The sequence below is a fragment of the Lacisediminihabitans changchengi genome (genome assembly GCF_016634425.1).
Lineage (GTDB): Bacteria > Actinomycetota > Actinomycetes > Actinomycetales > Microbacteriaceae > Lacisediminihabitans > Lacisediminihabitans changchengi.
The window spans coordinates 320,310-345,382 of sequence record NZ_JAEPES010000003.1; the positions used below are offsets into that span (position 1 = coordinate 320,310).

The following is a 25,073-nucleotide window of genomic DNA, read 5'->3' on the forward strand; positions in this document are numbered from 1 at the left end:
GGGTCAGCTCCAGCACGCCGTCGACCGGCGCGTCTCAGACCAGAATCGGCAACTCTCCGGGCACGCGCTCGATCTGCTGAGGCTCGATCCGCTGAGGCATGGTGATCGTGCTGTCGCCGCGGGGCGTCATGCTCACCACCAGCTTTCCCGGGATCTGCTCCTTCATCGAGTCGACGTGGCTGATCAGACCGATGGTTCGACCTCCGGCACGGAGCCCGTCGAGGGTGCTCATCGCGATCTCGAGCGTCTCCGCATCCAATGATCCGAAACCCTCGTCGATGAACAGGGTGTCCAACCGGATGCCGCCAGCCTGGTTCGTCACGACCTCGGCCAACCCCAGCGCCAGGGCCAGCGACGCGAGGAAGGTCTCGCCCCCGGAGAGCGAATTGGTGGCTCGCGATTTTCCGGTGTGTTCGTCGAGGATGGAGAGCCCGAGTCCCGACTGCGTGTTGCGGTACTGCACGGAGTCGTCGTGTTCAAGTGCGTATCGTCCGCTGGTCATCACCCGAAGGCGCACGTTCGCCGCCGCCACGATCTGTTCCAACTGCGCGGCGAGAACGTAGGTCTCGAGGCGCATTCGCCGGGTGTTCGGCTCCTTGCCCTGCACCGCATTGGCCAGCTCGCGCAGCTGCCCGTACTCGGCCCGCAGATCAGCGGATGCCGCGAACCGCCGCCGCGCCTCAGCGACCAGCCCGGCGGCTGCGCGCACGCGCTCGCGCAGGGCGCTGGCGGCGGACATCGCGGAATCCCGCCGCTCGCCGGCCTCGAGCAGCGCCGCGCGAGCCGGCTCCAGGTCTACCGTGGTCTCAGGCAACCCGCGAAGCTCCGGCTCTGCGAGTATCGAGCGGGCAGTTGCTATCGACTGGTCGTGGTCGCTGATGACTCGCTCCAGGCGGCGGATCTCTTCCGAGTCCACACGCGCATCCTCCGCCTCGGTCTCGTCGGCGAACCCCTGCTCGGCGAGGCCCGTGGCCAATGACTCGGTCGCAAACTCGAGCGCCCGCTGCCTCTCGGTCGTGGTGTCGATCGCGCGCTCGAGCGTCTTCGCCGCGGCGAGATGAAGACGCAACGCCGACGCCCGCTCCGACACGGTCGCGAAGCCGTTCCGATGGTCGGAAACTCGTCGCTTGGCGCTGGTGAGCTCGAGTTCGCGGGCCGCGAGGTCTGTGCCCGCGGCATGGCGCCGAGCCTGCAACCCTTCCACCTCGGCCTCCGCCTGCTGGATCAGCGAACCCAGACGCCCGATCTCGTCATCGAGCTCGACCATGAGGTCGGCCGCCAGGCGCGCATCCCGAACCGCGCCGAGCGCGGTGCTGAGTTGTGTCTCGATCGTCTCCAGCGACAGACCCTCGCTGCGCGCGAGCGACTCGGCGAGAAGGCCGGCGAGCCGCGTGCTGACTCTGGTGGCGTCATCCAGAGCAGTCCTCCGATCCGTGAGTTCTGCGCGCGCCTCCTCGATATCCGCCGATGTCACGGGCGGCGCCTCCAATGGCGCGGGCTCGGGGTGCGCGGTGGAGCCGCACACGGCGCAGGGCTCGCCGTCGACCAGGGCACCGGCGAGTTCGGCGGCGTGACCGGCGAATCGGCGGTCCATCAGCAACTGGTGCGTGGTGGTCGCTCCGGTGAGGCGCTGGGACGCCACGAGCTCGGCTGCCTGCGCCGCGGCCATCTCGCGTTCGAGTCGAACTCTCTCGCGCGCCGCCTCGCGTGCCCCCTCGAGCCGCGCGGCGGTGGCAGCGGCGGCCCCTTCGGCAGACGCGGCGACACGTGCGTCGGAGAGCCTGGACTGGGCCTCGATCAGCTGGCCAGGAAGCATCTCGAGCTGCCGGACAGCCCTGGCAGCGCTCTCGTCGATGGCCGAGAGGGCGGCTCGCCCGATGTCGACCGCCTCGGAGAGGCTGGGCAACGCCAGTTCGTCGGTGATGGGCGCTTCGAGGGATCCGAGCCTGCGGGTGAGCGCGTCGATGGCCTCGTCTACAGCCTGCACTGTGATGGCTGCGGTGGCAGTGTCGACTGGCGGTGGATCGAATGACGCGTAGGCAGAACGAGCAGCGAGCTCGAGCGCGCGTGCGGCCATCAGTTCGTTGTCGGCCGCACGCCGGGCAGCGATCAGCGGCCACACGGGGGCCGCACGCCGAGCGCTGCTCGCGGCAGCGCGCTCGAGCTCGACCGACTCGGACAGGTGGCGCTGCAGGGTCGCGGCCGCGACATCCCGCCGCCGTTGCCGGGAATGCACCGTGTCGAGCTGCCGGAACTCGTCTTCGGCCGCGGCCCGTGCGGCATCTGCCACCGCAGCACTCGACTCGGCCAGCTCGGTCGCGGCGACGAGTTCGTCGAGAAGCGCGTCGAACCAGGCCAGCTCCGGCTCGGACGGCACCTCGCTCGGGTCCAGTTCTACCGCTCGCGCGAACTGGGCCGCGTGCTGAGAGACGGCCTCCGACGACTCGGCCACCTGCTGCTCGAGAGCGCGTCGGCGCTCGACCAGGAATGTCTCGTAGGCGAGAAAACGGTCGGTGCCGAAGAGACTCCTCAGCACCGACTGTCGATCGTCGTTTCCGGCGGCGAGGAACTCCTGAAACCGGTTCTGCGCAAGCAGGATCACCTGGAGGAACTGGTCTTTGCTCAGGCCGACCAGCCGCAGCACGTCTTTGCCGACATCCACCGGGCGGGCGGCGGTGACGCGCCAGTCGTCACCCTCCCTGATCGCCAACTCCGCCGTCGCTGGTGAGGAGGTGGTGCCGGTGCCACGGAGCTTCGGGCGGGCGAATTCGGGGCTACGGCGCACCCGGTAATCGTTCGATCCGACCCGGAATTCCAGCTCGACGACAGTGGGATCGTCGGGTTCGGCGTGATCGCTTCGTAGTCTCGCCTGCGCACCGTCGTAGCGCGGCACACTCCCATAGAGGGCGAAACAGACGGCGTCGAGGATGCTGGACTTGCCCGCGCCCGTTCGCCCGGTGATGAGGAAGATGCCGTCGTCGTCGAACCGCTCGAAGTCGATGTACTGCTCGGTCTTGAACGGTCCGAATCCAGCCACACGCAGACGGAGGATCTTCACGCCCCGACCTCCCGCGCCCCGACACCATCGAAATCGACTGAGCCGGTCTCAACGACCTGCGCGTGTCTCTGTTCGATCGCACGATCGATGATGCGCCGCTCCGCCTCGCTGGCGCCGACGCCGTTGCGAACCAGTTCGAGAAAGCCCTGCACGATCTCATGATCGCTCTTGGCGGCGATGCGCTGACCATAGCTCTGCGACGTGGTCTCGGCGACCACGCTCGGCCGGAACTCGAGATGGGCTGCGTACGGGAAGCGCTTCTGCAAGCGGCGCATCGCGTCCATCGGACGCACGACGTCGGTGAGGACGGCGCTTACCCACTGGTCTTCGTGGGCGGCCAGAGCCGGATCGATCACCAGGTCGTCCAGGTCGCCGGTGAGCACGGCGAGCTCTCTCGGAACGGGCAGGTCGACCCAGTCCACGTGGTCGAGTCCGTCGGCATCCAGGTGCACCAGCCAGGCACCGCGGGGCTTGCCGACCTCGCTGAACGAATAGTGCAGCGGCGCCCCCGAGTACCGCGCCCGCTCGCTGAGCCGAGCACGGCCGTGGATGTGGCCGAGTGCCACGTAGTCGGGGCCGTCGAAGGTCGACAGAGGCACGACATCCAATCCCCCGGCGGTGATGTCACGCTCCAACCCAACGCTGGCCGGCACGTCGGCGATGAACGCGTGCGAGAGAACGACCGAGCGCCCTCCGCGTCGGTCGAGGTCGGCGCGCACTCTCTCCATCGCGAAGCCGAGCATCTGTTCGTGGCTGCGAAGCTCGACACCGGGATACGCGCTGCGGACGATCGACGGTTCGAGGTAGGGGATTCCGTAGAAGTGCACCGGACCGAATTCATCGTCGATACTGATCGGTCGGTCATGCAGTTCCTGTCGGGTGATGATGTGGATGCCCGCCAGCCCGGTGAATCCGGCGTTGAATCCGAGTCTCGTGGCGGAGTCGTGATTTCCGCTGGTGAGTACCACCTGGGCTCCGGCATCACGAATGCCACGCAAAGTGGCGGTGAGCAATTCGTAGCTCTCGGCCGCGGGGGTGGCGCTGTCGAAGATGTCGCCCGCGACGACGACCACGTCGATCTGCTCTCGGCGCACGACGTCAACGAGGGCCTCGAGCACCTGGCCGAGATGCGCGATCGTCGAGTTGCCGTGGAACGTTCGCCCGATGTGCCAATCGGAGCTGTGCAGGATCTTCATTGAGGTCAGGTTAAGCCCTGCCACCGACGTGGGAAGCGAAGGCCCGCGAGGACCGGAGAACGCGTGTCGGCGATCACACCATACGGGTGACAGTCTCGAACATCATCGCCGCTGCTATGCCGGCGGCAGCCACACACCAGATGGCACGGCGCGATGATGCCACCCGGATCGACCGATCCAATGAGGCGAAGCGCTCGCGGATGCTGTGGTCGGGCGACGAGATGCCATGCCAGACATCGGGCTGCTCGACCGCGGTCACGATGGCGGACACCTCGGATTCGCTGAGCACGGTGGGCTGACTCGTCAGCCAGCGGACGATCCTGCGGGCATCTGTCACCTCGACGGCCGGGCGATCGGTGCCGAAGGTGATCCGTTCCGGGTCGACGAGAGCAAGCACCGGCCGCACCGGCGCAGTCGGAAGCATCCGCTCGATGCGGGCCGCCTCGCTCAGCGACACTCGGATGTGCGACTGCTTCTGACCGTCGACGAGAACGGAATGCCCGGCGGCCCAGACCTTCTTGTGGCGGTGCAGCCGCGTCGTGATCGTGAACACCCCGGCCGGACCGATGGCGATGTGGTCGATGTCCGAGCCCTTGGCGTTCAGGGGAAGGGCGTGGAGCACCGTCCATCCGGCCGGGAGCATGCTGAGTCGTTCGCCGACCTCGATCTCGCCGAGCGCGCCCGCGTACCAGCCGTAGCTGTTCGGGCTCAGCGGTGAGACACCGAACAGCCGTGCGAGCGGCGACCTCTCCCGTACACTTTCCTGCTCGATGAGCAGACGCTCCATCACGGCCTGCCCGGCGAAGCGCTCGCGCACTATCGACATACCACCCCCGTATCGCTGCCACGCTATGCGATGGAAGCTCATGGGTGCCAGCCCCAGTTCCGCAGAACGGGGGCACGAGCACGACGCGCACCGGGAAGTGCCCGGAAGCGTGCCGCGCTACTCCCCCTGGATCGCTAGTCCCCTGGATCGGTGATGACGCCCGTCGGATCCGACTCGCGAACGGTGTGTGTGCTCCCGAGTTCTTCTGCCAGAGATCGACCGGCGTCGATGGCCTCGATCTTGCTCGAGAAGCTTTCACTCAGTTCGGGAGCACCGATCACTCGGTTCACCCACTGGCCATTCTTGTCGATCGTCTCGACATCTCCATCTGCCATGCCACACCTCGTTTCTGCTCGCCGATCGTGCTCACCTGATCTGGTCGCGCGGTCGATCAGGATGCCGCCGGGGTCAGCCATCGGCTCCGGGCAGCTGCACCTGTACCACGCCATCCTGCACCCGGGTGATGAATCGCGGTTGTGGCGACGTCGCCGGACCGTGCACGACGGCGCCGGTCTCGACGTCGAATACGCTTCCGTGCCACGGACAGGAGACACAGGTCGATCCAGACTCCTCGTCAACGAGCTCGCCCTGATTCAGAGGCCCAGACAGATGACTGCAGGTATTCGACAACACACTCACGGCGTGGCCACGGCGCAGCACGAGAAGGGGCTGACCGGCGACATCCATCGTGCTTAGCTCGCCATCGGGCAGCTCCTCCAGCGGGGCGAGGACCTGCCAGCCCGACGGCATGAGGTGCGGCACGTCTTCGGCGTGATTGGCGCCCGAGGCCTGGCGATATGCCAGATGACCGCCGAGGTAGCCGCCGATCGACATCACGGCAAGTCCCGCGTAGCCGAAGAGCCGCCCACTCGCCTGGTGGCCACGTCCGCGCTGGAGATACGAGATGACGTAGAGGCCCACTGCGGTGGCGTTGGCCGCCGCGTGGACGATCCCCACCCGCTGCTGCTGTCGATGGAGCGACAACCAATCGACCCAGCCCGCGGCGATCGACGGGATCGCACTGACGATCCCGAGACCGACGAGCAGTTTCGACTGGCGAGCCGTCTTCGGAAACAGGTCGAGCACGGCCGAGGAGGTGAAGGCCCCCAGCGGCACCTGCACCGCGAGCGGATGCAGCGGATGTCCGAGCGGCACGCCGTGCAACAGGTCGCGCAGCCGACGGCTGGCGAACAGTGTCGAGTAGAGCCGATTCGCTTGGGTGACGACCGGATCGAGCCGAGTATCCGACTCGAGGTCGGCTACGGTCTGCACGATCGTCAGTTCTTGCATGAGCTGCCTCTTCCTGTCCTCTGGGCTTGTCCTTTCTTAGAGGACGCCGGCGAGACGCTCGTGTCAAGGGTGGCTTTCGTCCACAGTCCACAGTCCACAGTCCACAGTCGAGCGTTGATCGGCAGCTCGCCGAAAATAGCTAGCTGTATAGCTAGCTGTATAGCTAGCCCTTCATCCCCGGCGATCCGATCACGTCATCGACCAAGATCTCGATCACGACCCGCTTCGGGTTGGGACTCGGCTGTCGGTACCGCTGCGCGTACAGCTCGACGGCGCGGCTCACCTCGTCAGGCTCGCGACGGATGCTGGCGCGGCCAGCGAGACTCAGCCAGCGACGTCCGTCGACCTGGGCTACGGTCGCCGATCCGGAGCGCTCGACATTCCGAACCTTTTGCGTGCCGTCGCTGGTGATGATTCGCACCACGCCCTCCGACAGGGTGAACCCCACGGCGACGGAATGGATCGCCCCGTGCGGGCCGGGCGTCGACAGGATGGCCAGGTGCCGTTCCTCGGTGAAAGCGGCAGCGGCATCCGTCGCGCGGTACGGCGCAAGGTACGGCGTCTGGCCGTCAGGCGACTCAGCCACGGGAGCGCGGCACCTTCGGCCGCACGAGAGCATGGCTGTCGTGGAGCAGTTGCTCGATCAGACTGTCGGGAACGCGCCGGTCGGCCGGCGCACTGTCGTCGCTGGAAACACTGTCGTCGATGGAAACACTGTCGTCGCTGGCCACAGTGCCGTCGATGCTGATAGTCACCCAATGCTTCTTGTTGAGGTGGTAGCCCGGGGTGATCGCTGCGTATTGCTGGCGAAGCGCAAGGCTTTCTTCGGGGTCGCACTTGAGCGAGACACTGAGGGGAACGGCATCGAGGGCACTCAGCGCAAAGATCTTGTCGTTGCCACTGGTCTTGAATACGGAGAGACCCTCCCCGAAGGGAAAGGTCTCGGTGGTTTGCGGCAACGCGAGACAGATGTCGCGCAACTCGTCGGGAGTCATGGGATCACGCTACCCCGAGCGCCGCGCGCACCGGCGGCGAGGTGACGGCGACGAGTGCAAGGACGTTCAGGATGACCGTGCCCCAGAACGCGAGCTGGAAGCGTCGTTTGCGCGTCTTGTGCCGCAGCACCTGCTGCGCCACGATCGCGCCCGGCCAGCCGCCCAAGACTCCGAGCGCGAGCAGGCTGCTCTCGGAGGTGCGCCAGCGCCCATGGGTTGCCGCGGACTTGTCGACCGCGTAGACCACGAAGCAGATGACGCTGGTGAGGAGGTAGACCAGCCCGAACCACACCGGAGCATGCCATTCGATCACCAGAACCGACCCGAGCACGAGAAATGCGAGAATCGCGACGAAGCTGACCAGGCTCGCTGGGGCTCCGCGTCGTCGACCCTGCGGCGGGTGCGGCTGGTGCCGCTCACGGGTGCCGATGTGCTGCGCCTCGGGCCGGCCATCCGCCGATGTGCCGAGCTCGAAGGTCAACTGCTCGCCCTGCCTCGGCCGGATGTCGCCCCGCGGGAAAGCGGAGATGTGCACGAATACGGTGCGTCCCCCGGCCACCGGGGTGACGAACCCGAAACCGCGATCGTCATTCCACGTGGTCAGGGTGCCGGAGACGCGTACGGGCATGGGGCGATGCTATCCCGGGTTGCGCAGTGCCGGCCCTTCGACAAGCTCGGCCCTTCGACAAGCTCGGCCCTTCGACAAGCTCAGCCCTTCGACAAGCTCAGCCCTTCGACAAGCTCAGGCCTTCGACAGGATCAGGGACCGGAAGGCGTCGGCGGTGAGGGCCACAGAGCGCAGGCGGGCGTCGACCTCCTGCACGGCGTGGGCGGTGATCAGCTCGTCGGCCTGGGTGAGCTCGGCGAATTCGGTCAGGAAGTCGCGAACCTCCGCGGGCGAACCGACCGCTGAGTAGCGCATCATCTTTGCGATCTCCCGGCCCTGCGGTGTGGTGAGGAACTCGTCGATCTGCGCGTCAGAGTAGGCGGGCGCACCCGGCCCGCGGGAGATCATGCTGCGCACGCGGGAGCGACGGGTGACGTCGAACATTCGCTTCGCCTCGTCTGAATCTTCGGCGGCGACGACGTTCACGCCGGCGATGGCATACGGCGCCGCGAGCTGAGCAGACGGCTGGAAGTCACGACGGTAGAGCGTCAGCGCCTCGAGGAGGGCATCCGGTGCGAAGTGCGAGGCAAAGGCGTATGGCAGGCCGAGGGCGGCGGCGAGCTGGGCGCCGAACAGGGAGGATCCGAGGATGTAGAGCGGAACATCCGTTCCACCCCCGGGTACCGCCTGCACACCCGGGACGATGGACTCGCCACGAAGGAAGGCCTGGAGCTCGACGACATCCTGCGGAAACTGGTCGGAGGAGCGAGGGTCACGCCGCATCGCGCGCGCGGTGTTCTGATCGCTGCCCGGCGCGCGGCCGAGGCCCAGATCGATGCGGTCGGGGTACAGAGCGGCGAGGGTTCCAAACTGCTCGGCGATCGTCAGCGGCGAATGATTCGGCAGCATCACACCGCCCGAACCAAGTCGAATCGTGCTGGTCTTGCCCGCGACATGGCCGATCAGAACGCTTGTCGCCGACGACGCGATGGTCGGCATGTTGTGGTGCTCGGCGTACCAGACGCGGGAGTACCCGTGCTTCTCCGCGGTCTGCGCGAGGGCGACACTCGCGGCGAAACTGTCGGCAACGGTCTGGCCGGGGGCGATGGGAGCGAGATCGAGTATGGAGAGCGCGGTGGTCATATCGGGTCTAACCGCGGGTGGGCGAGTTTCGTTCCCATGCTGAAGCGTGTACAGGAGTTCGGAGCCTGCGCAAGCCCCGCGACATCCTCGCGGTCAACCGTTAGCCTCGGGGAATCGCGCCATCCGGTGTGAACGGTGGCGCCAGGGGGTCGGAATGTCAGAAGAACGGCGGCCCGACCGCGCCGAATCGCCCGACCGCGCCGAATCGCCAGACCGCGCCGAATCGCCCGACCGCGCCGAATCGCCAGACAGGGCTCGCGACCTCACCGATGACGACCGCTATCTCGGTTCGCAGGACCTTACGCACTGGTACGGCCCGGTGGGACGCGGCGTCGCCCGGGTCGCGCAACGGGTCGGGCGGGCGATCGGCGCGCAGCCGGCCCTACTAATCGGGCTTGTCGTCGGACTGGGCCTTGCGGTGGCGCTCACCCTCGTGTTCGCGCAGATCTACGATGCGATAACGGATGACGACGGGGTCGCCGGCTTCGATCTCCCCCTGTTGCATTGGGCCGTTGCGCACCGAACCCCGGTGCTGGACGTCGTCATCACCGGCTACACCGACATCGGTGGTGTCTACGGAATGCCGATCATCGCGGTCGCAATCGCTGTATGGCTCTCGCTGCATCGACGGTCGTGGACGCCAGCCATCCTCATCGCGGCTGCCGGCGGAGGTTCGCTGCTGATGACCATCGTCGGGAAGGGCCTGTTCGGCCGCACGCGCCCTCCGCTACGGTTCGCGGTGCCGCCATATGAGCACTCGCCGTCTTTTCCGAGCGGCCACTCGCTCAATGCGTTCGTCGTGGCCGGCATCGTCGCCTACCTGCTCATCCTTCGTCAGCGCTCGACCCGCATCCGGGTGCTGACGGTGACGGTCGCCGCGGTGTTTGCGCTCACGATAGGCCTCAGCCGCGTCTTCCTCGGCCACCATTGGTTCACCGACGTGCTGGGCGCCTGGGTGCTCGGGGCGGCGTGGCTGTCTCTGGTGATCACCGTGCACCGGCTGTATCTCACCGCCCGATACGCCGGCGCTCGCGATGGACCACCGCAACCGCGGTTGCCGATCGATCGCGCTCGCCCCAGTTCCGCCTTCTGATTCTGCGTCTGTCTTCCAATCCTGCGAAAGGACCACCATGACCGAAAACCGCGCCGCTGTCGTCTACAACCCCACGAAGGTCGACATCGACGCCCTCCGTGCCGCCGTGGCGAGGGAAGAAACCTCGGCCGGGTGGGCGGAAACACTGTGGTTCGAGACATCCGCCGACGACCCGGGGGCCGGTCAGACCGCCCAGGCCATCGAGCAGGGCGCGACCGTGGTGATCGCTGCGGGCGGCGACGGCACAGTGCGGTATGTCGCTCAGCAACTGCACGGCAGCCCCGCTGCCCTCGCCCTCCTGCCGGCGGGCACCGGCAACCTGCTCGCTCGCAACCTCCAGTTGACGTTGAGCGACCTGGACCACTCCGTTCGCACGGCGTTCCGAGGCGTCGACAAGCGCATCGACCTCGCCTGGGCGTCGATCGAACGCGCGGATGGGAGTCGGTCTCGCCACGCCTATCTGGTGATGGCCGGGTTCGGACTCGACGCGAAGATGCTCGCCGGCACCGACGAGCAGGCGAAGAAGCGCCTGGGCTGGATCGCCTACGTCGGCGCTCTCGGCCGTGCTCTGCTCGACAAGAACGAACTCAGGATGCGCTATCAGCTCGACGGCAGTGGCACCAAGTCGCTGCAGGCCCACACGATGATCGTCGGCAACGTGGGAACACTGCGCGCCAATGTGCTGCTTCTTCCCGAGGCGAAGGTCGATGACGGGCTGTTCGAGATCGTGTTCTTCCGGCCGGAGGGCATCATCGGCTGGGTTGAGATTCTGTGGAAGGTAATCTGGGAGAACGGCGTTCTGCGACGCACGCCGCTCGGCAAACGCCTGATCGGCCCGGACGTGAACGCGCTGCGATACGTGAAGGGCAAGGACCTCAAGGTGCGGCTCGGGCGCCCGGAAGAAGTTGAGCTCGACGGTGATCCGTTCGGTGAGGCCGTGGCATTCCACACCTGGATCGACAGTGACGGCATACGTACTCGGGTGCCCGCCGAAGACCAGTGACGTTTTACTGAGCCGGGATGCCCGTACGCTCGATTCATGGCCGAGCTCGCAGCATCCTCCCGTCGGGCTGCGATCATCTACAACCCCACCAAAGTGGCGCTCGACCAGTTGCGCCCTGTGATCGAAGACGAGGAGATTAGCCGCGGCTGGTTGCCGTCGCTGTGGTTCGCCACGACGACGGATGATGCGGGAGAGGGTCCGGCGCGAGAAGCAGTCGCCACATCCCCCGATCTGCTGATCGTCGCGGGCGGTGACGGCACGGTGCGGACCGTGGCGGAGGTGGTGCGCGGCAGCGGCATTCCGTTCGCCATCGTGCCCGCGGGAACAGGCAACCTGTTGGCCCGCAATCTGCACCTCCCTCTCGGCGATCTGGTGGCCTCAGTGCGGGTGGCTTTCGGCGACAACACCCGCGCGGTCGATGTCGCTGTCGTGACGCTCGAGCGCGCCGATACCACGTCGACGACGCACGCGTTCGTCGTGATGGCGGGCATCGGGCTGGACGCCAACATGGCGATCCACACCAGCAGCGCGCTCAAGCGGCGGATCGGATGGCTTGCCTACGTCGAGCCGATCGTGCGGTCGATCGGCAATCGCACCGAGCACGCGATGAGTGTCTCGCTGGACGGTGAGGCGTGGCGCAGCATCGACGCGCACACGGTGATCGTGGGAAATACCGGAACGCTCACCGCGGGGATAGTCCTGCTGCCAAACGCCGTTCCCGACGACGGGTTGCTGGATGTCGTGGTGATCCGCCCGAAAGGCCCGGGCGGGTGGGCCCGCATCGCCTCGCGACTCGCGGTCGGCGGAGTGCTCAGTCGTTCCCCCGGCGGCCGCAAGGTGCTGCGTGCTGCTCCGCAGTTTCGGGCGCTGCGGTACGCGCAGTCGCGGCGACTGGCGGTGCGGTTCGCGCAACCGCAGCAGATGGAACTCGACGGCGACGGCGTAGGGCTCGTCACGGCGGCGACGATCACGGTGATGCCGGGTGCGTTGCCGGTAAGGGTGCGGTAGCGCGGTTTCGGTCCGCCAGTTCGGCTGAACGTGCAGTTCGGCTGAACGTGCAGTTCGGCTGAACGAGCAGTTCGGCTGAACGTGCCGCCGACGTGCGTGGCTCACATCGCTATCACCACTATGCCTCCTTGTCGGGGTGTTTGGTCGGGGTCGATCCAGGGTGGGGGGATGAAATACGGCACCTGCTCGCGCATGACGATCTCCCACCCGTCGTCATGGATGCGGTGGTGGTGGAACGAGCACAACGGGATCCCGTTGTCCAGATCCGTTACCCCACCACTGGACCACCACTGGAGGTGGTGCGCTTCGGTATAACTCGGTGGGTGACCGCAGGCCGGGAACGCGCACCCGCCATACGTTTCGGCCAACGCCTGGCGTTGGGCGGGACTGAACAGCCGCCGCGACCTGCCCAGATCAAGGACTTCCCCAGTCCCGCCAAGGACTGCGGGGATGATGTTCGCATCCGCCGCCATGATCCGCGCCCGGGTGGCGGAGATCCCGGCATCGATGCCATCGATCTGGGCGGTGCCGAGCCCGGTGACCAACTGGTCGAGGCTCATCCGCACGATCACCGTCACCAGAGGACCGCCACCACCCCCACCACCAGCACCGCACGTGCAGTTGACCGCCTGCCGGAACAGGTCTTCGGCCGCGTCGGCGCGGCGGTGCGGCATGGTCCGATCATCACTGTCGACGAACCCGGTGTCGGCCAATGCGGCCGGTGCCGCGTCGCGGGCAGCCCGTAGCTGCTCGCTCACGAGCTGGTCTATCCCGGCGCGCACTAGCCCGGCGGTTTCTGGGGGCATCACCCAGACCAGACGCACCATCCCATCCGGTTCAGTCACCCACGACAGTGCTCGCCGCTGCCTCCGGATCACATCGCGGGATTCGGCACCGTCCTCATCCAGACGGTCCCGCACCTGCCGGGCCACCCCCGCGATCTGCTTCACCGTCAACCCGGGCGCGTGCTCCACCAGCAGCCGTTCCCCGGCCAACCTTGCTTCGGTGGAGCAGAATGGGGCGGCCAGGTCCAGTTCCCGCACGATCACCACAGCCGCCTCCACCCCAAGCGACAGATCCGCGACCGCAGCGGCAACCGCGGGATACCGGGCCGGCAACGGGGAGCCATCCAGCGCGCGTTTCGATCGCGTTGCAGTCCCCAGGTCGCACAGTCGTGCCGCCTCCGGGATGCTGATCTGCCACAGCTCGGCCAGGAACGTTGCCGGTCTCGAATGGCCAGCCTGCCGGGCCATCCCCTCGGCGCCGAGATGCGGGGCGGATCGTTCGACGACTTCGCCGGCAAGTGTCACTCGGATCGCGTCGACGGCGCGCTGCACGGTGCCGGAGTCCGCAACCATCCGCAGCAGCTGATCTGACGCGACACCAGCGACACCCGCGAACCCGTCAGCGCACACCTCTGACAGGTCGGCGAGGAGGGTCGCGGGCGAGTTTTCCATGTCGACAGCGTCTCACCGACCACCGACATTCCATCCAACAATTACCCATCTGACCAGGGTTTCCTGTGGATAACTGCACGAGATTGGCGCCTGTGAGGGAGAGGCCAGCCCCGGTGGAACTCAGCTCACGCTGCGCCGGAACGACGTGAACAGAATCGCGGCCATTGCGACCAGATTCAGCCACGGGATGATCGCGAACAACAGCAGCACGAGCAGCCCTGTTCGCACTCCGACGGTGACGCCCTGCTTGGTCGCCGCAAACCCGAAAAGAGTGGCCGCGGCGAGATACAGCACGGCAGCGAGGAGCAACCACGGCAGCGGCGCCTCCCCGGCTACGAACCAGGCGACGCGCAGCGATGCCGCCGCGGCCCCAGCGAGAATCGGAACGCCGAGGCCCGGCGAGATAGCGACACCTCTGCCGAGGATCCCGAGTGCCGCGCACACCGCCACCGCCACGCCCAGCACCGCCGACAGCGGCGCGATAAGCGTGGTGGGAAGCTCGATCAGCGCGAGCCCAACCCCGATCAGACTCGCCAAGGCCATGGGTGAGATGCGCATGCCTCAGTGAACCATGAGCGCCGTGCCACGAAGACAGCGAACCGCGAACACTGAAAAAGAACCCCGCTAAGGCCACCGCGAATCACGTCAGCCCCGGATGCGGGATGATCGACCCATGGCGGATCACAGCGACGAGAAGGCACCGGGCTGGCTCGAGCGCCAGGTCTGGCGGGTGCTGAAGAAGCCCGGCGAGCCGGGTGAGGCAACCGCGGAGCAGGCGGCGGCCCACGACATCCTGAACATGCTCGAGGTTCTGGGTCTGGTGATGCTCGAGGTCGGCCAGGCCACCAATGAGGTCGAGGAGTCGCTGCGCGCGATTGCGAAGGCATACCAGCTGACGGATGCCCGCACCATCGTGCTTCCCACCGTGATCGTTCTGCAGTCGGAGCAGGCCGGTGGCGAGGTGAGGATCCAGTCCGCGCGGGTGGCCGGCGGCCGCCTCGACCAGGCCGGGGCCATCGAGTTGTTGACCGCGAGAGCACTGCGTGCCGAGGTGAGCACTCAGGACGCGGTGGCGGAGGCCCGCCGCATCCGTTCGGCGAAGCCGCGGTTCGGCGCCTGGATGACCCTGGTCGGTCACATCGTGCTGACCGTCGGCTTCGGAATGGTGATCAACCCGACGGCGCAGGCGATCCCGATCTATGTGGGGCTCGGTGCAGGCGTGGGCGGGTTGGTGCTGCTGAGCAGGAAGCTGCCGGGGCTGACCGCGACCGTGCCCGTGGTCGCCGCGTTCGGTGTGACCCTCATCACAACGCTGGTGCTGGTGCACGTGGTCGGCGGAGAGCCGCTCAAGATCATCGCTCCCCCGCTGGTGTCGTTTCTGCCCGGCACCACCCTCACCATCGCTGCGATCGAGCTGACCAACAACCAGGTGGTGGCCGGCGCCAGTCGCATCGTCTATGGGGTCGCGCAACTGCTGCTGCTGGTCTTCGGCGTGTTCGCCGCCTCGACTGTGGCCGGCACTATCCGTGCGGGCACCGTGCAGCCCACACTCGGGCCGTGGGCCGGCATCCTCGGCGTCGCACTCGTCGCGATCGGATTCATGCTGTTCATGTCTGCACCGAAGGGCGCGCTGCCCTGGATCTTCCTCAGTCTGGCGGTCTGTTATGGAGCCCAGGCGCTCGGGGTGCTGGCTCTCGGACCGGCGCTCTCCGGCTTTGTCGGAGCCGTCGTGGTCGCCCCCTTCGCGCGCATCGCCAGCAGCTTTCGCACGTCGCCGCCGGCCGCGGTGATGAGTCTCGCGAGCTTCTGGCTGCTCGTGCCGGGGGCCCTCGGCTTCATCGGGCTCAGCGGCGTGCTGCAGGGCGGAGCCGGCGGTGTCACCGCCCTCACCACGGCGGGAATCTCGGTGCTCGCCATCGCCCTCGGCGCCATCGTGGGCGTCAGCCTCAGTCGCGACGGCGGACGCCTGCTGCGCCTCGCCCGGAGGAAGTGATGGGCTACCTCTCGCCCGAGAGCGAGGCCGCGCTGGCCGCGCTTGTCGATGCAGAAGAGCCCTTGCATCGCCTGGCCGCGATCCGCACCGCGATCGCCGCCCTCGAGGCAGACCCGGCGACCCTCGGCGCGGTTCGGGATGCCCGGGCCGATGGCGCGGACTGGCCGGCGATCGCCGACGCTGCCGGGCTCGGCACCGCGGCAGCCAAGTGGCGTTGGCAGGGAACGGACGCCGAAATCGCCTCTCGCGTAGAGGCCGGGCGCAAGCGTTCGGCGCGGCCCAGCAGCGTACCGACCGACCTGCCCGGGATGTCGGTCGCCGAGGCCGCGCGGAGTCTCGGGGTGACCGCGCAAGCCGTGTATCTTCGGGTGTCCCGCGGTCAGCTCCGCGCCGAGACGGTCGAGCTTGCCGACGGACGAAAGTACAAGCGGGTCTTCCTCGACGCGTAGTTATCCACAGCTTTCGCGCGCGGCCGTTGTCCACAGATTGCCGTGACCACGCCGTGGGCTCGTCGACTTTTCCTAGTGTCGGAAATCGGCGCCGGGCATCCGGAGCCGTCCGCCGAGGGGAGCCGCTCCGATGTCCGCGCACAGTATTCGTCCTCAACCCGTGTTTCGCTTGCGACCGCCGCGTCGTTCGCAACCGGTGCATACCGCGCCACGACGCCGCCTCCGGGCGTCACGTCTCGCCCTCTGGATCGCCACGGTGGCGCTGGTCGGAGGCGCCATACTCTCCGGGGTGACGGCACTGCCGGTGACCGCCCATGCCGCGACTCTCGGCCCGGGGTACGAACGGGACGGCCTGCCGGCCTGGCACCTCGGCGGCTACCTCAACCCCGACGGCTCGGTCAGCTATTGCATCGAGCCGGGCAGACCGAGCCCACTCGACAAGCCGACCACCGACGCTGGCATGGTCGGCCAAGTGAACGGCCTCAGCGAGACGGCGATGATCCAATTGAATTCGCTGCTCGCTCGTCACGGCAATACCGCAGACGACACCACCTCTGCCGCGGTGGCCATGGCCGTGTGGAGCATTGCGAGCAACGCCAGCTACCAGGCCGAGGGCGGGGATGCGTACGTGCTCGGTCGCGCGCCGGCAGAGTTGCGTCCGAGCATCCAAGCTTTGGCCGACCAGTATCGCGCCGAGGCCGCGGCCTACGTTCCGCCGGTGGGTTCGGCGACGCTCAGCCTCTCGATCGACGCCACCAGCGACTTCACGGGTTACCTCGATGTCGCTACCACCCCGGCCGAAGCTACCGGGACCGTCACTCTCACCAACGGAGTCTTCGCCGACACCGGTAGCCCCACGCGGCAGGCGGTGCCGAACGGAGCGCACCTCGCCGTAACAGCAGTTCCTCCGGCCGACGGCGCTCCGTATCGCGTCACGGCGAAGAGCGACGACTTCACGGCGCCCGGCGGGCCGGCCGCGACGGTCCACCTGTATTCGACGCCGGGCGCTCAGACGCTGACCGCATCCGGCGCCATGCGCTCGCTCGTCTTCTCGGCAACGGCGACGGATGTCCGCGACCGCGTCATTCCTCCCCCGCCCGTGCCCCCGGCTCCCGCGCCGACCTCGCCGCCGCCTGCGCCCACGGCGCCGCCGGCGGCCGTTCACCGGCTCCCCATCGTGAGCGGGTGAGCACGTGGGAGCCTCGCGCACGGCGATCGTGATGGTGCTGGTCGCCGCCGCATCCAGCGTCGCCCTTCCGGGCGCCGCGGTCGCTCTCGCCCACCGCGCACCGATGCCCACCGGTCCGTCTGCGGTGGCGCCTGTGATCGCGGGGGACGCATCACAGTCGCCGAATGGAAAGCTGCCAGCGGGCACCCCGTCGCCCAGCTCGCCCGCGCCAACGGCGACGGCTCCGGCCGAGCCCCCTCCCGTCGATCCGGCGTCACTCCCCGAGGCACGATACGACGCCGTCATCCCCGGCCTGCCGGAGTACGCGTCACCGCAGGTCACCGAACTCGCGCGGGTGGCGTACTCCCTCCGCGCGGATGCTCTGCTCTCGGCGGAGCCTGGCGGGCCGCCGATCGCCCGGTTCGCGGCCACCAACTTCCTCGGTGAGCCGACCGTGGTCGTGCGAGTGGCTTTGCAGAAGCGCTGGGCGCTGGTGCTTACCCCAGCCCGGTCCGTTCTTCCGTCACAAAATGGCGGATCGGCACCAGCCCAGACGGCAGGGTGGATGCCGGTCGCGCTGCTCACCCAGCCCAGAGCGCTCACGAGCAGCATCGTGATAGCCGTCTCGCACCAGACCCTGTCGATCGTGACGGAGGGCGCGCCGGCGAAGAGTTTCGCCGTCGGGGTCGGCACTGCGGCCACCCCGACTCCGCAGGGCGTGACCGGCTACCTGCAGGCACGCTACCTCGACGCGAATCAGCATCAGACGCGTTTTCGGGTGCAGCTCAGTTCGCTGCACTCCGCCGCGGCCGACGAACCTTTCGGCGGATCCGACGGCGGTCTGATCGGAATCCACTACGAGCGCACGGCGACCGGCGCGGTCTCCCACGGCTGCGTGCGGCTGGGCGAGGACGCCGTGCGGGCTGTCGACGCCCTTCCGCTCGGCACTCCCCTCTCAATCGTCGGATGACCCGCCGATGGAGCCGTCGTTCAGCCTCGCTGCGTGCCCCGTCGTAGGCTTGACGAATGCCTCAAACTCACCAGCCCCGCGGCCGGGCGAGCCTCGAGGTGCTGCGTGCAGAGGCCCATGAAGAGCTCGACACCGTGGTACATGAGCGGCTGCTGGCTGGCGAAGACCCCTGGGCGTTCATGGAAGAGCTGCCGACCGTCGACGAGATGGTGGTCTATCTGCTTCGGGCGGATGCCATCAACGCGAACGATGGCCTGCGCCCGTCCCCCGCGCGCGATTACCGGGTGCTCCGCCAGATCGCGCTGGAGTACCCGGCTCTCACCTCGACCGTGTGGCGGTTGATCGGCGAGCATGGGGTGAGCGCCCCACATCCGCTTCGCGCAGCACAGTAGACGGCAGGCCGGTAGCGAGCAGCACCGCAGCTTCTCGCACCGTATACCGGGCCGGTCGGATGTGCATGGGACGATAGACGGATGTCGCCCGAGGTCGCTCCGCTGGTGGACGTCGTCGACATCTCCCGTCTCGTCGGCCGCACCTCGTTTCAGCGCGGGCAGAGCTATTCGCGCGGTGGCGCAGTGGACGAGATCGAGTGGGACGCCGAGAGCAGGCGCCTTTCGGGCAGAGTCCAGGGCGGCTCGGCGTTGCCATACCGCACTCGTGTCACGCTGTCTGAGCCCAGCGGAGAATTCGCCTCCCCGCGCAGCAGTGCATGCAGCTGCCCCATGGCCTTCGACTGCAAACACGTCGCCGCGCTGATCCTGGCCAACAACGCCGCCATCCTGCGCGAACGCGGCGGGGTCGGCGACCTGGGGGGCGGCGGACTGAAGGAACGCAGCGGGCTCGAAAGTGGGCCGTCCGGCGCCAAACCGCCCGGCGCTAACCCACTCGGCGCTGACCCACTCGGCACCGACTGGCCAGACTCTGATCTGACCGACGCCGCCCGACCCGGCACTCAGGCACTCGTCGCCGACCCCGGCTGGAAGTCCGCGATTACCGCGCTGGCCGGCAGCAGCACCCCCGGCAGAACTACCAGCGGCCGTACCGCCACCGGCGACACCCGAACCGCGCGGCTTGGTCTGCTCTTCGAATTGCGCGAGCTGATCCCGCGCTCCCGCAATCGCTGGAACGGTCCGGTGGCCCGCACGGCGACCGGTGCCGAGGGCGGCGCCATACCCGGGCCATTCCGGTTGGCCGTGCGCCCGGTCATCCGCAGTGCCACCGGCAACTGGGTGCGCGCGGGCGTGACCTGGAGCACGCTGGCCTATCAGGTCAATCGCCTGCAACTCGACGCCACCGTTCTGCGCTGGTTCGCCCAGTTCGCGGCGCTGCACCGGTCGGTCAGAGACGCCTATGGCATCCAAGAACCCGACTGGCTGTACCTCGACGACTTCCAGAGCCCGCTGCTCTGGCGCCTGTTGGGCGATGCGACTGCGCTCGAGATCCCGCTGCTGACCGGGAAAAAGGACACCGCGGTCAGCCTGGGTGCCGAGGTGAGCCTCGGAATGGACGCTCGAACGGATGTCGACGGAGACCTCCGCCTCGCTCCGGTCGTGATGATCGACGGCCGCGAACATCCGGTCTCCATGGTCGGCGCGATCGGCGATCACGGGGTCTATTCCTGGCAACATGAGCCGCGCATGGCGTTCACCCTCGCGCCAACTGCGGAGCCGCTCACCGAGCGCCAGCGCGGACTGCTCGAGCGTGTGGACGACCTCGTGGTGCCCGCCGCCGACGTGCCCGAGTTCGTGCGTGACTATTACCCGGCGCTGACGCGAAGCATCGCGGTGAGCAGTTCGGACGGCTCTGTCTCCCTGCCCGACGTGCCTCCCCCGTCGCTCGTGCTCACCGTGACGTTCGGAACCGGCACTGTCAGTACTGGCACAGTCGGAACGGGCACAGATGGCACCGAGAAGAAAGCCAAGACGAAGGCCGGGAGCAAGGCCGGCGCGAAGGGCGCGACGACCACGGCCGACCACGAGCCGCAGCAGGTTCTGAGCATCGACTGGTCGTGGCGCTACGGCGAGGTGGAGCTTCCCTTCGCATCGACCGATTCCGCGCGCGACCTCGATCTGCGGGACGCCGCCGAGGAGGCCGCCATTCTCGATCGGGCCCAGCGCCTATTCCCGGTACGACCGGCGACCCTCGCGGGACTCGATGCGGCGGAGTTCGCTGACCGGCTGCTTCCCCAGCTCGAGGCACTCGACGGCCTGATCGTCGAGACGGTCGGCGAGCGTCCCGATTACCGGGAACTCACCGAGACGCCGAAGTTGGTTGTGAAGACCGTCGAGACCGAGCATCGTGACTGGTTCGATCTGGGTGTCTACGTGACCGTGCAGGGCAGGGACGTGCCGTTCACCCCGCTGTTCACCGCTCTGGTTGCGGGAAAGAAGAAGCTGCTCCTCGTCGATAATTCTTATCTTTCGCTCGACCAGCCCGTGTTCGCCGAACTGCGCCGACTGATCGAGGAGGCGGGCGAGCTCGACGAGTGGGAGACCGCGCCGCGGATCAGCCGCTACCACGCGAGCCTCTGGGCCGACTTCGAGGATCTCGCCGACGAGACCGAGCAGGCGGTCGACTGGCGGGACAGTGCGAGAGGGCTCCTCGATGTGCAGTCGGTGCCGAGCACAGCCCTTCCCGCTGGAGTCGATGCAACACTGCGGCCGTACCAGCAGGAGGGATTCGACTGGCTGGCGTTTCTGTGGCGTCAGCGGTTGGGCGGCATCCTCGCCGACGATATGGGGCTCGGCAAGACCCTGCAGACGCTGTCATTGCTCGCCTACGCCCGAGCGGATGCCGCGGCGCCGTTCCTGGTGGTCGCGCCGACCTCGGTGGTCTCCACCTGGCTCGCCGAGGCTGCCCGGTTCACCCCGCAGCTCGTGGTGCGCGCGGTCACCGAGACGCAGGCCAAGTCGCACACGATGGTGGCCGACCTGGCGCGCGGCGCGGACATCCTGATCACCTCGTATGCGCTGTTCCGGCTCGACTTTCCGGCGTACAGCGGGCAGGAGTGGGCCGGGCTGATTCTCGACGAGGCGCAGTTCGTCAAGAACCACGCCTCGAAGGCGCACCAGTGCGCCGTGGACCTCGCGACACCGTTCAAACTGGCGATCACCGGCACCCCGATGGAGAACAGCCTGCTCGACCTGTGGTCCCTGCTGCAGATCGTGGCACCCGGGCTGTTCGCATCCTCCCGTCGCTTCAGCGAGGAATACGTGCGGCCGATCGCGGCGGGGGCACCACCGGAGCTGTTGGCCAAGCTCCGCCGCCGCATCCGTCCGCTGATGATGCGGCGCACCAAAGAGCTGGTCGCGCCCGAGCTGCCGCCGAAGCAGGAGCAGGTGCTGCAAGTCGAGCTGGCGCCGCGGCACCGGGCGCTCTACGACACGTTCCTGCAGAAGGAACGGCAGAAACTGCTCGGTCTCATCGACGATCTCGACCGCAATCGCTTTATCGTCTTCCGGTCGCTGACGCTGCTGCGCATGCTCAGCCTCGACGCCTCTCTGGTCGACGAGAAGTATTCGAGCATCCCGTCGTCGAAGCTCGACGTGCTGTTCGATCAGCTGGAAGATGTGATCGCCGAGGGGCACCGCGCCCTGGTCTTCAGCCAGTTCACGAGCTTTCTCGGTAAAGCGGCCGATCGCATGACGGCCGCCGGTATCGAGTATCAGTACCTCGACGGGTCGACCCGCAAGCGGTCGGATGTCATCCAGGCATTCCGAGACGGCGACGCCCCGGTCTTCCTCATCAGCCTCAAAGCCGGGGGCTTCGGTCTCACCCTCACCGAGGCCGACTACGTCTTCCTGCTCGACCCGTGGTGGAATCCCGCGACCGAGAGCCAGGCGATCGACCGCACGCATCGCATCGGGCAGAGCCGCTCCGTGAACGTCTACCGGTTGGTGGCGAGTGACACCATCGAGGAGAAGGTGATGGCGCTCAAAGCAAAGAAGGCGAAACTCTTCGACGCCGTGCTGGACGACGAGGCGTTGTTCGGATCTGCCCTCACCGCTGACGACATCCGCGGGCTCCTGGACTAGCGCACCGCGCCGCGCGCAAACGGCGGCTCCGAAAGGCCGCCGTTCGAGTCGAGAGGTGGGAGTCGGCTACGCGCCGACGATTCCTCAGTCGTCAGTCCCCGCTCGGGGAAAAGAAGGCAGCGAGCGCTCGGCTGAGTGCGTGCGGGTCGCCCACCCCGCACATCTCGCGCGCCGAGTGCATGCTCAGCAGCGGGATGCCGATGTCGACGGTGCGGATCCCCAGACGGGTCGCGGTGATCGGCCCGATTGTCGAGCCGCACGGCACCGCATTGTTCGAAACGAACTCCTGATAGGCGACGCCGGCCCGCGCGCAGGCGGCCGCCCACTCGGCCGCGCCGCCGGCATCCGTCGCGTAGCGCTGGTTGGCGTTGATCTTGAGCAACGGTCCCCCGTTGACCAGCGGCCGGTTCACGGGGTCATGTCGGTCTGGATAGTTCGGATGGATGGCATGCCCGGCATCGGCCGAGAAGCACCAGCTGCCGGCGATGGCCCGGGCTCGCAGCACCGGATCGGGGCTGAGCCGGGTGAGGACATCGGAGAGGAATGGGCCGGCTGCCCCGGAACGGGTCTCGCTGCCGACCTCTTCGTGGTCGAAGGCCGCGAACACCGAGATCGACTCGACCGGATCTGCCGCGGCGAGAAGCGCGGTGAGTCCGGCATGCACCGAGGAGAGATTATCGAGCCGCCCACTCGCGAAGAGTTCGCGATCGGCTCCGAATACGCGACCGGGATTGGTGTCGGCGACCACCACGTCGTAGCCGGCGACCTCCTCTCCAGCACGTCCGGCCAGGGCCGCGAGAGCGCCGACGATGTCGGAGCTGCCGGGCCCCCCGACACCGATGACGGGGTTCAGGTGCTGCTGCGGATTGAGCTTCAGGCCCTCGACGTTGACGCTGCGGTCGAGGTGCACGGCGAGCTGAGGAATGCGCAGGAACGGCCCGGTGCGCACCAACGCCGTGCTGCCATCGGCGAAAACCAGGCGGCCGGCGAACTCCAGCTCGCGGTCGAGCCAGGAGTTGTACAGGGGCCCGCCGTAGATCTCGACGCCGGCCTGCTGCCAGCCGAACGCAGACGTGCTCGGCTTCGGCTTGAGTTTGAATCCGGGTGAGTCGGTGTGGGTACCCACGATACGGAAGGGCGTGGGGGCGACAGCGGATGCCGGGGCAGACCACGCGATTATCGCCCCGTCGCGCAGAACGTAGTGCTTGCCCGTGCCCGAGCCCCAGTCATCCGTCTCGGCCATTTCGGTGAAGCCCGCGGCATCGAGCCTGCTGGCGGCTTCGGCCACCGCGTGGAACGACGACGGCGACGCGGCGACGAACGCGGCGAGATCGTCGAGGTGGATCAGGGCTGCGGTTCTGTCGAGGGCGCTGCGGTCGGAAGCCATGCAGCCATTGAAACATCTTCGCGAGTGTGCCCGTCGCCACTAGCCTCAAGGGATGACCGACGACGCTTACCTCACGCTTCCGATCGACGTGGAATCGGCCACCGGGCTCGCCCGACAGGGGCTGCGGATGTCGCTGCTCGACACCGACGACGCCGCGGCGTTCGCCTCATGGCTCGGTGCAGTCGGTCGAGGGTTTCAGGACGGTCGAGCAACCCCGGAGGTGGTCGAGGCACGTCGGGTCACGGCGGGGCAGCGCCGCAATAGCGGTGTCTGGGACGAGACCCTGCTCGACCCGGCCACTCCCGTCGCCACCGTGGCCGGATGGCCGAGCCAGCTGAGCGTTCCCGGTCATCTTTCCCTCGGGGCATGGGCTGTCTCTGCCGTCACCGTCTCCCCCACCCATCGCCGACGCGGGGTCGCCGGGGCGCTCATCGAGGCTGAATTGCGCACCGCGCAGGCGCTGGGGCTGCCGGTGGTCGCGCTGACAGTGTCCGAGGCGACCATCTACTCGCGCTGGGGATTCGCACCCGCGGCGATGGCGGCCGACTGGACTATCGACACCTCGCGTGTCACGTGGACTGGTCCGATGGTGCCGGGCCGAGTGCAATTCGTCGAGGCAGACCGACTTGTCACCGAGGGTGCAGAACTGGTCGAGCGGGTGCGCCTGGCGACTCCCGGGCAGATGTCTTTCGACGGAGTGCTCTGGGAGCGTCTGATCGGCCGCGGGGTGGGGCTGGAGGAACAGGCCAAGTCCCTGCGCTTCATCCGCTACGCCGACGAGCACGGTGTGCCGCAGGGCTTCGCGGTCTACAAGGTGCTCGAAGAGACCCGCACCACGGTGGCGCGCGCGGTGGTCGAACTGCACTACCTGGTCAGCGCCACCGACGACGCCTATGCCGCGCTCTGGCGATTCCTCATCGAGCTCGACCTCGTGGGCGAGATCCGCGCTCCGCTCCGCTCGATCGATGAACCCGTCTACTGGCAGGTCGACGACGCACGCGCGGTGGTCAAGCATGACGAGCGCGAACACCTCTGGATCCGCATCCTCGACGTCCCCGCCATGCTGACCGGGCGGCGCTATCACACGCCGGGACACTTCGTGCTCGACGTCTCCGATCCGCTCATGTATGCCGCTGGCCGATTCCTGCTGACGGTACAGGCCGATGGCACCGCGGTCGTCTCAGAACTCGAGGGCGACATTCCGGGTGATACGGCTGCCGTCGCACTGACCGTGAACGAGCTCGGCTCGATCTACCTGGGCGGAGTGTCGGCCAGCACACTTTTTCGGGCCGGTCGCATCCAAGAACTCACACCCGGTGCCGCAGCGGTGCTCGACCGCACGTTCCATGCGGCGACGACGCCGTGGCTGAGTATCTGGTTCTAGTCGCGGAAGAAG

The 25,073-nt window shown here is 67.6% G+C and carries 22 protein-coding genes; 10 read left to right on the forward strand and 12 right to left on the reverse strand.

The genetic code is table 11. The annotated features are described in order from the left end of the window. Window positions 1-34 precede the first annotated feature (34 nt). From IV501_RS09890 to IV501_RS09930, 9 genes are all read right to left on the reverse strand, one after another. A complete protein-coding gene (locus tag IV501_RS09890; RefSeq protein WP_200555213.1) occupies window positions 35-3,058 on the reverse strand; it encodes an AAA family ATPase in 3,024 nt (1,007 codons plus the stop codon). Next, window positions 3,055-4,254, reverse strand: a complete 1,200-nt coding sequence (locus tag IV501_RS09895; RefSeq protein ID WP_200555212.1) for an exonuclease SbcCD subunit D — start codon at window positions 4,252-4,254, stop codon at window positions 3,055-3,057. The genes IV501_RS09890 and IV501_RS09895 overlap by 4 nt, the downstream gene beginning before the upstream one ends. A gap of 73 nt (window positions 4,255-4,327) precedes the next feature. Continuing rightward, a complete protein-coding gene (locus tag IV501_RS09900) occupies window positions 4,328-5,080 on the reverse strand; it encodes a nuclease-related domain-containing protein (protein ID WP_200555211.1) in 753 nt (250 codons plus the stop codon). A gap of 134 nt (window positions 5,081-5,214) precedes the next feature. Next, window positions 5,215-5,415: a DUF2188 domain-containing protein gene (locus IV501_RS09905; protein WP_200555210.1), complete on the reverse strand. Its 201-nt coding sequence runs from the start codon at window positions 5,413-5,415 to the stop codon at window positions 5,215-5,217. A 73-nt stretch (window positions 5,416-5,488) separates the two neighbouring features. After that, on the reverse strand, window positions 5,489-6,370 hold the full coding sequence (locus tag IV501_RS09910) for a Rieske (2Fe-2S) protein (protein WP_200555209.1): 882 nt from the start codon (window positions 6,368-6,370) through the stop codon (window positions 5,489-5,491). A gap of 163 nt (window positions 6,371-6,533) precedes the next feature. Beyond that, window positions 6,534-6,956 carry a TIGR03618 family F420-dependent PPOX class oxidoreductase gene (locus IV501_RS09915; protein WP_307812175.1) on the reverse strand — a complete coding sequence of 141 codons (423 nt, stop codon included), beginning with the start codon at window positions 6,954-6,956 and terminating at the stop codon, window positions 6,534-6,536. Continuing rightward, window positions 6,949-7,365 (reverse strand): MmcQ/YjbR family DNA-binding protein, encoded by a 417-nt coding sequence (locus IV501_RS09920; RefSeq protein WP_200555207.1) that lies wholly within the window; start codon window positions 7,363-7,365, stop codon window positions 6,949-6,951. The genes IV501_RS09915 and IV501_RS09920 overlap by 8 nt, the downstream gene beginning before the upstream one ends. 4 nt (window positions 7,366-7,369) lie before the next feature. After that, window positions 7,370-7,993, reverse strand: coding sequence for a DUF1294 domain-containing protein (locus IV501_RS09925; protein WP_200555206.1), 624 nt, complete (start codon window positions 7,991-7,993; stop codon window positions 7,370-7,372). Between the two features lie 114 nt (window positions 7,994-8,107). Beyond that, on the reverse strand, window positions 8,108-9,115 hold the full coding sequence (locus IV501_RS09930; RefSeq protein ID WP_200555205.1) for an LLM class flavin-dependent oxidoreductase: 1,008 nt from the start codon (window positions 9,113-9,115) through the stop codon (window positions 8,108-8,110). 154 nt (window positions 9,116-9,269) lie between these two features. Between IV501_RS09930 and IV501_RS09935 the strand changes: the two genes are divergently transcribed. From IV501_RS09935 to IV501_RS09945, 3 genes are read left to right on the forward strand one after another with little or no spacing between them, the layout of a single operon-like run. Next, window positions 9,270-10,208, forward strand: coding sequence for a phosphatase PAP2 family protein (locus IV501_RS09935; protein WP_200555204.1), 939 nt, complete (start codon window positions 9,270-9,272; stop codon window positions 10,206-10,208). A 37-nt stretch (window positions 10,209-10,245) separates the two neighbouring features. After that, window positions 10,246-11,211 (forward strand): diacylglycerol/lipid kinase family protein, encoded by a 966-nt coding sequence (locus IV501_RS09940; protein ID WP_200555203.1) that lies wholly within the window; start codon window positions 10,246-10,248, stop codon window positions 11,209-11,211. Between the two features lie 36 nt (window positions 11,212-11,247). Continuing rightward, on the forward strand, window positions 11,248-12,219 hold the full coding sequence (locus tag IV501_RS09945; protein ID WP_200555202.1) for a diacylglycerol/lipid kinase family protein: 972 nt from the start codon (window positions 11,248-11,250) through the stop codon (window positions 12,217-12,219). Between the two features lie 101 nt (window positions 12,220-12,320). On the opposite strand, the gene IV501_RS09950 is transcribed toward IV501_RS09945, so the two are convergent. Together IV501_RS09950 and IV501_RS09955 are read right to left on the reverse strand one after the other, a co-directional pair. Continuing rightward, window positions 12,321-13,676, reverse strand: coding sequence for an HNH endonuclease signature motif containing protein (locus IV501_RS09950; protein ID WP_200555201.1), 1,356 nt, complete (start codon window positions 13,674-13,676; stop codon window positions 12,321-12,323). Between the two features lie 120 nt (window positions 13,677-13,796). Next, on the reverse strand, window positions 13,797-14,234 hold the full coding sequence (locus IV501_RS09955) for a hypothetical protein (protein ID WP_200555200.1): 438 nt from the start codon (window positions 14,232-14,234) through the stop codon (window positions 13,797-13,799). A 115-nt stretch (window positions 14,235-14,349) separates the two neighbouring features. Here IV501_RS09955 and IV501_RS09960 point away from each other — a divergent pair, with 115 nt between their 5' ends. The 6 genes from IV501_RS09960 (at window position 14,350) to IV501_RS09985 (ending at window position 22,290) form a co-directional block, all read left to right on the forward strand. Further along, window positions 14,350-15,669 (forward strand): threonine/serine exporter family protein, encoded by a 1,320-nt coding sequence (locus IV501_RS09960; protein WP_200555199.1) that lies wholly within the window; start codon window positions 14,350-14,352, stop codon window positions 15,667-15,669. Then, window positions 15,669-16,118 (forward strand): hypothetical protein, encoded by a 450-nt coding sequence (locus tag IV501_RS09965; RefSeq protein WP_200555198.1) that lies wholly within the window; start codon window positions 15,669-15,671, stop codon window positions 16,116-16,118. Before IV501_RS09960 ends, IV501_RS09965 begins: the two co-directional genes overlap by 1 nt. A gap of 196 nt (window positions 16,119-16,314) precedes the next feature. Further along, complete coding sequence (locus tag IV501_RS09970; protein WP_200555197.1) at window positions 16,315-17,307, forward strand: hypothetical protein; 993 nt, start codon at window positions 16,315-16,317, stop codon at window positions 17,305-17,307. Between the two features lie 4 nt (window positions 17,308-17,311). Then, entirely contained in the window at window positions 17,312-18,256 is a 945-nt protein-coding gene (locus IV501_RS16565) for a L,D-transpeptidase (protein ID WP_200555196.1), read from the forward strand. Window positions 18,257-18,312: 56 nt separating this feature from the next. Beyond that, window positions 18,313-18,648, forward strand: a complete 336-nt coding sequence (locus IV501_RS09980; protein WP_200555195.1) for a tryptophan synthase subunit alpha — start codon at window positions 18,313-18,315, stop codon at window positions 18,646-18,648. Window positions 18,649-18,729: 81 nt separating this feature from the next. Next, entirely contained in the window at window positions 18,730-22,290 is a 3,561-nt protein-coding gene (locus IV501_RS09985) for a DEAD/DEAH box helicase (RefSeq protein ID WP_234698113.1), read from the forward strand. A gap of 91 nt (window positions 22,291-22,381) precedes the next feature. Here the strand turns inward: IV501_RS09985 and IV501_RS09990 are convergent, their stop codons facing one another. Continuing rightward, window positions 22,382-23,677, reverse strand: a complete 1,296-nt coding sequence (locus tag IV501_RS09990) for a M18 family aminopeptidase (RefSeq protein WP_200555194.1) — start codon at window positions 23,675-23,677, stop codon at window positions 22,382-22,384. Window positions 23,678-23,729: 52 nt separating this feature from the next. Here IV501_RS09990 and IV501_RS09995 point away from each other — a divergent pair, with 52 nt between their 5' ends. After that, a complete protein-coding gene (locus tag IV501_RS09995; protein WP_200555193.1) occupies window positions 23,730-25,061 on the forward strand; it encodes a GNAT family N-acetyltransferase in 1,332 nt (443 codons plus the stop codon). Window positions 25,062-25,073: the final 12 nt, after the last annotated feature.